The following is a 10,423-nucleotide window of genomic DNA, read 5'->3' as shown; positions in this document are numbered from 1 at the left end:
GCTCTTCGGCCCCATCGGCAACATTCCACCTGCCGAGGCAGAAGCCGCTTACTATGCAAATCTCGCTGAGTCTGTCACTGTGGCATGACGCAAGCAAAACGGTCTCCGGAAAACCCGGGGCGCTTCAAACAGATGATCTTCGTGCCCGTGCGATTCCTTTGCGTATTCCACGCAAATCGAGCAGCCGTACCGCGGCAAAGCGAGCAGACATTCCACGCGAAGCCGAGCGGGGATTCCACAGCAAAGCGAGCGCTGCGGACGTGGCGACGCGGGGTGAGTTCTTTTACTCCTTCTCGTCTTCGATGGTCAAACCATTTCGGCGCTTGCGCATCGACTCGCCCGATAGTGTGAGCCGATGCGCGTTGTGAACCAGCCGGTCGAGGATCGCGTCTGCAAGCGTTGGATCGCCGATGGCGGCATGCCAGCTGTCGACTGGAATCTGGCTGGTTACGATTGTCGAACGCCGGCCGTGCCGGTCGTCGAGCACCTCGAGCAGATCACGCCGCGCCGAATCCGACAGCGGCGCCATGGCGAGGTCGTCCATGACGAGGATGTCGGTTTTCGCCCATTGCGCGAGCAGCTTCGCGTAACCGCCGCTACCGTGCGCGATGGCCATCTCCTCGTTGAACTTCGGCATGCGCAGATAGCAGGCCGAGAAGCCGTGACGGCACGCCTGGTTGACCAGCGCACATGCGCCAGCTTTTGCCAAGCCCGGTTGGCGCGACCAGAATTACGTTCTGGCGCGCCCGTATCCATTCACCGGTAAGTAGCCGGGCGAGTAGAGCGCGGTCAAGTCCGCGGGGCTCGCGGTAGTTGATGTCTTCCGGTACCGCGTCAGGGAAGCGCAGCTTCGCGCGGCGCAGCCGCGCCGTGAGAAGGCGTGACTGGCGTTCGCTTGCTTCGCGTTCGACGAGCAGCCCGAGGCGCTCCTCGAAGCCGAGCTGATCGATGCTGTTCTGGGATTGCTGGTCGGCCAGCGCCGCGGCCATGCCGAACAGGCGCAGCTCGTGCAGCCGCTCAACGGTGGGGTGATGCAGCATGTCGATGATCTCCTTTCAGTGGTAGTAGGACGGCCCGCGCACGTTGGCGTGCACGAGCGGCAGTTCGGTCTGGCCGACGGGAGCATCGGCCTTGCTCTCCAGACCATTCTTCAACGTTGAGGCGATGAACCGGTAGCTCGGCGCTTTCAGATCAATGGCACGCTGGCAGGCGGCTTCCAGCCGCGTACGGCCGTAGTCCTTGCCCATGCGCAGCACGCCTAGGCAGGCGCGGTAAGCCTGCTGCGGATGCTGGCGACCGCCGAGCAGGTGTTCGATGACCGCAGCGGTGTGCGGACCGATGTCGGTGGCCCAGTCGATCAGCCGTTGCGGATTCCACTCCGTGGTGGCAGCCCGATGATTCGGAGGCATGTGCGCAGCGATCGTGGTGTGATGGCCACGCCGCTCGCTCTTCGCATGCGCGGCAATACGCTGACCGCGCAGGAAGATCTCGACAGTTGTCTTCGTATGGCGCACGTCGACCTGCTCCCGGGCATGGCAGTACGAGACCGAGTAATAGTGTTCGTCGAGTTCGACGTGGTAATCGATGCCGACGCGGGCAACCTTCCACTGCGCGTACTGGTAAGGCCTTTCTGGCAAGGGCGAAGTGCCGGGCGATCAAGTTCCTCGAAGGCGCTGCGGCGGCAGCCGGGCAGCTTCTTGAACGGCCTGTTGTTCAGTTCGACGAGCAGCGCTGCGATTGCCCGATTGGCTTCGTCGAGGCTGAACAGCCGCTGGTTGCGCAGCCGGGCCAGAATCCAGCGCTGTGCCAGGAGCACCGACTGCTCGACCTTCGCCTTGTCGCGGGGCCGACGTTTGCGTGCCGGGATGATCGCCATCGAGTAATGGGCAGCCATCTCGCCGTAGGTCCGGTTCAGAACCGGATCGTAGAAGTCGGCCTTATGTACGCCGGACTTCAGGTTGTCGGGCACCAGGATCTCGACACAACCGCCGATGAATTTCAACGCGCGCACATGCGAGCCGATCCAGTCCTCAAGCTGCTGGGTCCAGGTGACCTCGGCATATGTGTAGTTCGATGCGCCGAGCGTCGCGACGAACAGTTCCGCCTCGCGGATCTCGCCGGTGTGTGCGGATCAACGATGCCCGGCCTGTTGCCCGAGTGGTCGATGAACAGCTTCTCGCCCGGAGTGTGTGACTGGCGGAGCGTGACCGGCAGGGCCGCCGCCCAGCGCTCGTAGTGCTTGCAGAACCAACCGTAGCCGTAACCCTCGGGCTCCTGGGCCTTGTACTCGTTCCAGAGCAGGTCCAGCGTTACGCCTCGCCGGCCAAGCTCGCGATGCACGAGCGCCCAGTTGGGCAGAGGGCGTGTCCGGCTCAACGACGGCGGCGGCGGAAACAGCAGCGCCTCGAGTGCCGCGTCGTCCATCGACATGGCCTTCCCGAAGTCCAGTTGCGCACGCCGGGCACGGTCCAGGTAGTCCCAGACCGTCGCGCTCGAAGCGCCGATCGTCGTCGCGATCTCGCGCTGGCTACGTTCACATACGAAACGTAGGCGCAGCACTTCCCCTGATCTGACGCATGGATAACCATTTATTCGACATTCGGCCGCCCGAGAAAATCGTCAAGCGTGCCATGGTTATCCGCGTCGCCGTCCCTCCACCTTACGGCTCGGTTACGCGTGGAATTCGCGCTCGGGCAGTCGTGGAATCCCTGCTCGGTTTGCCGTGGAATCGGCGCTCGCTTTGCTGTGGAATCAGCGTTCGGTTTGGCGTGGAATCAGCGTTCGGTTTGGCGTGGAATACGCAATTCCTTCGAGAAATTGATCGACCGGAATCCCTGCGATTCAAGCCGCTGCTCAAGCCGGGCGACATCCCTCTTCTCCACAAGGCCGCAAAAATCATGGAATTCGATCGCGACCTGGCCAATGTTACGCAGGAACGCGTCCGACAGTGAATCAAGCAGCGGCACTTCGGCGCCTTCGATGTCGACCTTCAGCAAATCGATTTGCGCGATTCCCTGCTGCTGCGTGAACACGTCGATCCGCACAGCGGCCACCTGGACCTCGCGACTGTTCTCGCTGGTACGAATGAACGACGATGCCTCCGAATTCGCCGCCACGAAGAAGCTCGTCGTCCCTGCACGATCGGCAATCGCGAGGTTGAAGGGCTTCACGCGCGCCATGCCACCGAGCCGCGCAAAACAGTCGGGATTCGGCTCGACCGCGTAACAGACGCATTCGTATTTCTCCGACATCAGCCGGGAAAACGTACCGCTGTTCGCGCCCAGATCGATAACAGTGCTGTCTCGATGCAAAAACCGCCGGTAAAAGGTATGTCCGCTGATACGATCCATCGTGTTCTCCAGGAGTTCCCTAGAGCGTGTTAGGAACTTCGATTGAGACCTGTTATCCTGGCGGGATGAAAAGAACAGACCGCAAAGGGTATCCGACTGATGTGTCGGATGAGGAATGGAGTTTCGCGGCGCCGTATCTGACGCTGATGGACGTCGACGCGCCCTAGCGCAAATACGAACTGCGCGACATGTTTGATGCATTGCGCTGGATGGCTCGTGCCGGCACGCCGTGGAGGATGCTGCCCAATGATTTCCCGCCGTGGGAGCTGGTGTATCAGCAGACTCAACGGTGGTTGCAGGCGGGCTGCTTTGAGAGCATGGTGAGCGACCTGCGCTCGGTGATACGCGTGGCACAGGGCCGTCGGGGACAGCCCAGCGCGGTCATCCTCGATGGCCGCACGATACAGTCGACCTGCGAGAGCGGCCCGCGTGCGGGTTATGACGGTTATAAGCGCAAGCGCGGTAGCAAGGTACATATGGCAGTAGACACGTTGGGACAGTTGCTGGCGGTGCACGTAACCCCAGCCAATGAACAGGAGCACGCACAGGTAGCTGAGCTTGCGCGGCGGGTCCAGCAGGTAACAGGACGAACGGTCAAGGTGGCATTTGCCGATCAGGGATACACGGGCAAAGAGCCAGCGCAGGCTGCATTCGACGAGGGTATTGACCTTCAGGTGATCAAACTCGAAGAAACGAAAAAGGGTTTCGTTCTGCTCCCCCGGCGGTGGGTGGTCGAGCGCAGCTTTGGCTGGCTCAACCGTTTCCGGCGTCTCGCACGTGACTATGAACGACTCCCCGAAACTCTCGCCGGGCTTCATTTTGTCGTCTTCGCAATGCTCATGCTTGTTAGCGCCGTGCCAGTCTTCAAAGTTCCTAACACGCTCTAGAAATCGTCGCACTGCAACCAGCGGGGATCTGCCGGCGCAGGCGCGACACGTAGAGCAGTTCGAAACGGTCGGCCGCATTGAAGTACTTGAACGTTATGATCGAGAAGGCCATCGCGGCATCAAGTCGCAAACTGGACCGATGCCCGGCCGTTCCTCCATGGGGGCCTCCAAGTAGTCGACAAGGTCTCTCTGGCTTCCGGAACAACTGTCTGGCGGTCACGGAATAGAATGCAAGGGAGCAATCTCGTGTTTTGACCTTGTGAAAGTGGCCGCACTTGCGGAACCGCCCATCGTAAAAGCCCGACGGTCCGGATCAGGTGGTCACCGGCAGAGGCATGATATGTCGATAATGCCCAGGTCGAAGCTGATTCTCTTCTCGCATTTGATCGGAAATCCGGAAAAAAAACGTGAGGTCCTTCAGGAATTCTGACGACCCGCAAAAAAGCTTCGCAGTGAGCAGAGCGAGAATAATCGCCCGCTGCAAGCACAGGATACAAGCAGATGCCTTAGTAGCATTTGACTGGGATCAGATTCTTTCAAAGCCCGAAGACCGCAACATTCTCAAGCCTGTCCTAGCAATGGGTTTCCACACGTCTTGGCCAATCAAGAACCCTCTAAAATTACCAGTATGCCCTACCACATCAGCCGCACGAGCGTCGCATTCAAAGAGCAAACGCCAAGTGGCAAGAGCGACGGGAGTGGATTTGCCCCTGCACCTCCGACACCGCCTCACACTTGAGTTGATGAATCGGTTGTGCGCCTGAACTCGCGTGGCGAGCGGTACTTCAGCGCGCTATGAGGGTGCTGCTCGTTGTAATGCTCGAACGCGACGGCGAGATTGCGCGCTGCGGTCGCGGCATCTGGTCTTGGCATGAAGGCAATATAGTCGCGCTTCATCGTCTTCACGAAGCTTTCCGCCATGCCGTTACTTTGCGGGCTGCACACGGGTGTGGTCAATGGCTCCAGGCCAATGTCTGAAGCAAAGGTCCTTGTTTTCTCTGCCGTGTAACCCGAGCCATTGTCGGTCAGCCATTCAATTTCCGACGGCGCCTTCAGGACGTCACCGAACCGGTTCTCAACGGCGGCCAGCATGACGTCGCGCACCACGTCGCCACTGTGGCCACCGGTCGTCGCCACCCAGCTCATCGCTTCGCGGTCGCAGCAATCCAGAGCGGAACGTGACACGCAGCGGTTCGCCGTTGTCGCAACGAATCTCGAAGCCGTCAGAACACCACCGCTGATTGCTCTTCCCCACCGCTACCTTGCCATCGTGTCGGCGCTGAGGGCGTGGCGGTGCCGTCCGGCGCTCCAGCAGCAGACCGTGAACGCGCATCACCCGGTACACCCGCTTGGCATTGACGGGCACCGCGCTATGGTTCTCTCGCCGCCGACGCAACAGGCCCCACACACGACGGTAGCCATAGCTGGGCAAATCAGCAACGGCCAGTCGAATCTCTTCCACCAGACCGGCGTCGTCAGTCTTTCGAGCCGTACGCCCGTCCCGCCAGTCAGCCGGCCGCGCCAGCTTGTCCGCCACATTCGAGCGCGCTACACCGGGAACGTCACAGACCCGCTTCACTGGTCGTCCCCTGGCAATGAGGGTGAGCGCGCAATCCATTTTCGCGACTTCGCCACCTCCACTGCCTCACGAAGAATCTCATTCTCCATTGTCTTTTTCCGAGCAGTCGCTGAAGCTCCCTGATTTGCTTGAGTGCATCGCTCAGTTCCGACGCCGGCACGACTTCCTCGCCGGCACTGACAGCCGACAGGCTGCCGTCCTGATACAGCTTGCGCCAGTGAAACAGCTGATTCGGATTGACGCCGTGCTGGCGTGCAACCATCGAGACCGACTTGCCCGGCTCGAAACTCTCCCGCACCATCGTCAGCTTCTCTTCAGCTGACGACCGCCGCCGGCGCTCCGGCCCCGTCAACACTTCCATCACTTCTTGCTCGTTGTTAGAGCTTGTTAGGAACTTTGAAGTACTGGCACGGCGTGGACAAGCATGAGCATTGCGAAGACGACAAAATGAAGCCCGGCGAGAGTTTCGGGGAGCCGTTCATAGTCACGTGCGAGACGCCGGAAACGGTTGAGCCAGCCAAAGCTGCGCTCGACCACCCACCGCCGGGGGAGCAGAACGAAACCCTTTTTCGTTTCTTCGAGTTTGATCACCTGAAGGTCAATACCCTCGTCGAATGCAGCCTGCGCTGGCTCTTTGCCCGTGTATCTCGTATGCCTACCCGCTATTTTAAGTGGGAGACTGTGTCCGGCGATTCAGGGGGCCGCTCCAGGGAGAACGCTTCGTCTACAACATGATCTCCGCGACGGCTCCTACCTTGTTTCTGGCGCTCAACTGCGCACCCCTGCAACGCCGCGTGAAAGCGTGTCGATCGAGCGAGGGAACTGGTGATCCGGATACGCAGCGTCCGCCTCCATCGCAAAACGATTAGTCGCTGACAATTGGCCCGGAATAGCCCTGAGCATGAAGTCTACCGTCTGGCCGTCCCAATCCACCGCCCGATATAGATAAACCCATTTGCCCCGGATCTTCAGATACGTCTCTTCAACCCTCCACGACCGTCCCGCAGACGTGGCAAGCTGGTTCCAGCGCTTGACGAGCTCGGGCGTATAGCGGCGCACCCAACGCAGAATCGTCGTGTGAGCCAGCGACAACCCTCGCACAGCCATCATCTCGACGAGATCGCGCCGGCTGAGTTTGTAGCGCAGAAACCAGCGCACACAAAGAATGATCAACTCACGGTCAAAATGACGGCCGGCGAATAGCCCGTCCAGACTTTTCAGCTTGTTCATCGCGGCTCCTCAAATCGGTCAGGGCGACACTCTAACCGATCCTTGAGCGCTATTTGCACCACACCCTTAAAAACCAGCTTTGTTTGATGCAGCGCTAATGCATGGCAAATAAACCACGTGTAACCCTGCAAGTCCTTACTATGATGGATCGCACAATATCAAACTCCATCATAAAGGCTGGGGGGGTTTTATGGCGCAGCGTATTCAGGTTCTCTGCATCAGCAAGACGAAGAGGCAGCGTAGGCACGAGGCCATTTCGCATATCGGCGGAAAGAATGCCGACGGGAGTCGGTGGAACATGAGGGAGAAAGACGCTATTAACGGGATTGAGACGGGTAAGTGGAACTTCTATGTTGTCGGAGGTGGCGAGACTGTTGATGTGTTCGTCTGGCAAACCCCGCAAGGCCACAAATACCTCAGGACCGGGCACGACATGACCATTGCGGACAATCTTCTCGGCCTGCCCGAGTGCCCAATAAATGGTTGTCGTTGAGCATGGCGTATTCAACGTCGCCACCGCCATGCTGCCCAGCGCACCTTGCCCGGATTTCGGGGGGCGAACAAGGTAAGCACAATTTCCTATCATAGGCGCCCAAGTTATTATGACCTGATCAAATCGCCGAAAGTTGGCATATATGCCGGGCGTGCCATCCGGGCTCAGAGTTCATCCCAGATTTGCGGAAGTGTTTCAGCAGGTCGGCCAGGGAGGCTAAGACTTGGGTTGCCACAACTACCCCGCTTTTTGCAGCCGGGCAAGCCAGGCTCCCCGCTTGCCATGACTCGACATCAATTGCGCCGGACGACGCCGGAATACGACATCGCGCCTGGCGTTTTCATACGCTTCAGCGAAATCCTGCAACTTCTGGAATGCCTGATCGTAGGCGCTACCCGTTGTGCGTCGCAGGTGTGCATCGATGCTTGACCACGCCGTGTCTTCCTGTTCGAGAAGTAATGTGAGGTACCGTGTGCGTTCCTTACGACGGCGGGCCTCGGCCGACTGGCGTGCTTCCCGCTCCCTGCTTTCACGGATGGCACGATGAGAGGCGACCCGTGATTCGATTTCGGATATTCGACGGCGCCCGGGCAAATTCAATTGCAGCATGGGGCAGACTATTCCGTTCGCGTGTCTCAGACATCCGACCATCGAGAAGCTCACGAGTTGCGCCTGAGTGGCATGGCCCCCGCGCTCAGCGAGCAGCAGGGACTCGCCGACATCGAAGCGATGAGCTTCGAGGAACGACTCGGCCTGCTCGTTGAGCGTGAATCCAGCGTACGCGAATCACGACAGACGACGGCGCGGCTGCGCCGCGCGAAACTGAAGTTCCCTGATGCCGTGCCCGAGGACATCGACTACCGCTCGGCTCGCGGACTCGACCGCAGCCTCATCGGGCAACTGCTGAGCGGCAACTGGATTCGCGAACGCAACAGCACCGTAATCATCGGTGCCACCGGCCTTGGCAAGACCTGGCTGGCCTGTGCGCTGGCCAACCAGGCATGTCGTCAGGGCTTCTCGGCGCTGTATCTGAAGATGCCACGGCTCAATGAGGACCTCGCCATCGCTCACCGCAGCGGCCGATATGCGCGGCTGCTGGCCCAGTGGGCAAAGACAGACGTGCTGCTGATGGACGACTTCGCAATGGCACCGATGAGCGACGGTGCCGGGCGCGACCTGCCCGAGATACTTGATGACCGTCACGGGCATCGTTCAACGCTCGTGACAAGCCAGATTCCGGTTGAGAGCTGGCACGCCGCACTTGGCGATCCGACGCTTGCCGACGCGATTCTTGATCGGCTCGTGCACAACACTTACCGCATCAATCTCAGTGGCGAATCGATGCGCAAACGCAAAAAGAGTTTGACCGCCAATCCACAGTCAGAGTAAAAATCGAAAACCCCGCGTCGCTGCGCTCCGACTGTCCAGCTTCGCGCGAAACAACCGTCCACCTTCACGCGAAACGCGTGTCCAGCTTCCGCGAATTACGCAGGTCAGGTACTGCAGTCCAGCGGGATGAAGCTCAATAGCGGCACTATCGTGGACGCAACGCTGATCTCGGCGCCGGGTTCGACGAAGAATGAACAGAAGGCGCGGGACCCCGAAATGCATCAGACGGGCAAAGGCAAGCAGTGGCATTTCGGCATGATGCTGCACATCGGGCTCGATAGCCAAAGCGGCCTGGCGCATAGCGCGGTGGTCACGGCCGCCAACGTCCACGACAAACATCCGCTGCCAAGGTTGCTGCATGGTCAGGAGCAACGCGTCTACGGCGATAGCGCCTATGCGAGCCAGAAAGCGTTGATCCACAGCAAGGCGTCCCGGGCACGCGACTTCACCAACCAGCGAACCCGGCGTGGGTCAGGTCGATGAGGTAGCGCGTAGCAAGAATCGCAACAAGTCGAAGATCCGTGCCCGGGTTGAGCACGTGTTTGTTGTCGTGAAGCGCCTGAGGGGCTTTACGAAGGTGCGCTATCGCGGGCTGGCAAAGAATGCCAACCGCGCCTTCGTTGCACTGGCGCTGGCCAACGTCTATTTGTCGCGCAGGCGGCTGATGGCACAGGTGCGCCCGTAATGGGCGAAAAGCGGGGAAATCGCCCGCTTTTCGAGCCTGCAGGGGCTCACCGGAGCGAATGAGATTTGCTTTCACGGCGAAATGACCATTGAAGTATTGGCCAAACTCGAATTCCGCGGCTTGATCAGCGCAGCCTTACCGTGACAACGCCGCGCCGTTGACCGGGCGTGAAAGACGGTCGATTTCCGACTCAGCGCCAAGCGCGATGTGCCTGCAGCCACGGCCTTCTTCGGGAAGGCAATCAGGAGCGGCAACGATCACGCTGGACGGTTACGCCGTGTCTCATCGCGCGGTGCCCGAATTGAAGGCCGATGAGCTACTGCTCAAAGACAGTAAGCGGCCAGCAAACCCGTCTTGACGAATTGAGCTAAGCGACCGCAACTGTCGGCTGCCAGCGATGAGGCAGCAATGTTGCGACGTCGCTGGCCCTGTGGGTCGGCAATCGCGTGAGGACGTCCTTCAGATAGGCGTGCGGTTCGTGCCCATTGAGTTGTGCTGAGCGCAACAGGCTCATGATGGCGGCAGCGCGTCGGCCCGCTCGGAGTGAGCCGGCGAACAGCCAGTTGGCCCTCCCGATAGCCCACGGACGTATTTGGTTTTCGACCCAGTTGTTGTCTATGGGCACATGTCCGTCGTCGAGATAGCGCGTCAGCGCTTCCCAGCGTTTAAGGCTGTAATCCAGCTGTCACGGATCGGCGTAATCGAGCCGGGGATGATCGGCGTAATGAGGCCACCTGGAATGGCCCCGAAACGCGATTTCGAAGGGACTCAAGAATGCGTTTTTTTGCCTGATTTGGCAACCGCGTTTTC

At 59.8% G+C, this 10,423-nt stretch carries 3 protein-coding genes and 10 pseudogenes; 4 read left to right on the top strand and 9 right to left on the bottom strand.

The window, feature by feature from the left end; all coding sequences use genetic code 11:
• Positions 1–283: 283 nt before the first annotated feature.
• The 3 genes and pseudogenes from istB (VSR82_RS38825) to VSR82_RS38815 all read right to left on the bottom strand — a co-directional run bounded on the left by istB (VSR82_RS38825) (position 284) and on the right by VSR82_RS38815 (position 3,350).
• Positions 284–1,040 (bottom strand): annotated as a pseudogene (gene istB, locus VSR82_RS38825) (IS21-like element helper ATPase IstB).
• A gap of 15 nt (positions 1,041–1,055) precedes the next feature.
• Positions 1,056–2,599 (bottom strand): annotated as a pseudogene (istA, locus tag VSR82_RS38820) (IS21 family transposase).
• Positions 2,600–2,774: 175 nt separating this feature from the next.
• The gene (locus tag VSR82_RS38815) at positions 2,775–3,350 is read right to left on the bottom strand and encodes an FkbM family methyltransferase (protein WP_498858801.1); all 576 of its coding nucleotides are present in this window, start codon (positions 3,348–3,350) and stop codon (positions 2,775–2,777) included.
• 65 nt (positions 3,351–3,415) lie between these two features.
• Between VSR82_RS38815 and VSR82_RS38810 the strand changes: the two are divergent.
• A pseudogene (locus VSR82_RS38810) lies at positions 3,416–4,237 on the top strand (IS5 family transposase).
• 729 nt (positions 4,238–4,966) lie between these two features.
• On the opposite strand, the pseudogene VSR82_RS38805 reads toward VSR82_RS38810, so the two are convergent.
• The 5 genes and pseudogenes from VSR82_RS38805 to VSR82_RS38785 all read right to left on the bottom strand — a co-directional run bounded on the left by VSR82_RS38805 (position 4,967) and on the right by VSR82_RS38785 (position 8,148).
• Positions 4,967–6,177, bottom strand: a pseudogene (locus VSR82_RS38805) (IS3 family transposase).
• 26 nt (positions 6,178–6,203) lie between these two features.
• Positions 6,204–6,464: pseudogene (locus VSR82_RS38800) on the bottom strand (transposase); the annotation flags it as partial.
• A 207-nt stretch (positions 6,465–6,671) separates the two neighbouring features.
• Positions 6,672–7,046 (bottom strand): annotated as a pseudogene (locus VSR82_RS38795) (IS6 family transposase); the annotation flags it as partial.
• Between the two features lie 94 nt (positions 7,047–7,140).
• Positions 7,141–7,569, bottom strand: coding sequence for a hypothetical protein (locus VSR82_RS38790; RefSeq protein WP_498858800.1), 429 nt, complete (start codon positions 7,567–7,569; stop codon positions 7,141–7,143).
• Between the two features lie 207 nt (positions 7,570–7,776).
• Complete coding sequence (locus tag VSR82_RS38785) at positions 7,777–8,148, bottom strand: hypothetical protein (RefSeq protein ID WP_410853260.1); 372 nt, start codon at positions 8,146–8,148, stop codon at positions 7,777–7,779.
• Between VSR82_RS38785 and istB (VSR82_RS38780) the strand changes: the two are divergent.
• The 3 pseudogenes from istB (VSR82_RS38780) to VSR82_RS38770 all read left to right on the top strand — a co-directional run.
• Positions 8,147–8,928: pseudogene (istB, locus tag VSR82_RS38780) on the top strand (IS21-like element helper ATPase IstB). The gene VSR82_RS38785 and the pseudogene istB (VSR82_RS38780) overlap by 2 nt on opposite strands.
• Before the next feature lie 102 nt (positions 8,929–9,030).
• Positions 9,031–9,613 (top strand): annotated as a pseudogene (locus VSR82_RS38775) (IS5 family transposase); the annotation flags it as partial.
• Positions 9,614–9,763: 150 nt separating this feature from the next.
• Positions 9,764–9,947 (top strand): annotated as a pseudogene (locus VSR82_RS38770) (DDE-type integrase/transposase/recombinase); the annotation flags it as partial.
• Positions 9,948–9,980: 33 nt separating this feature from the next.
• Here the strand turns inward: VSR82_RS38770 and VSR82_RS38765 are convergent.
• Positions 9,981–10,295: pseudogene (locus tag VSR82_RS38765) on the bottom strand (IS66 family transposase); the annotation flags it as partial.
• Positions 10,296–10,423: the final 128 nt, after the last annotated feature.

The sequence above is a fragment of the Burkholderia sp. JPY481 genome, assembly GCF_038900515.1.
Lineage (GTDB): Bacteria > Pseudomonadota > Gammaproteobacteria > Burkholderiales > Burkholderiaceae > Paraburkholderia > Paraburkholderia youngii.
Note: the sequence above shows the minus strand (reverse complement) of the source record. Positions and strands in the feature narration are given on the sequence as shown.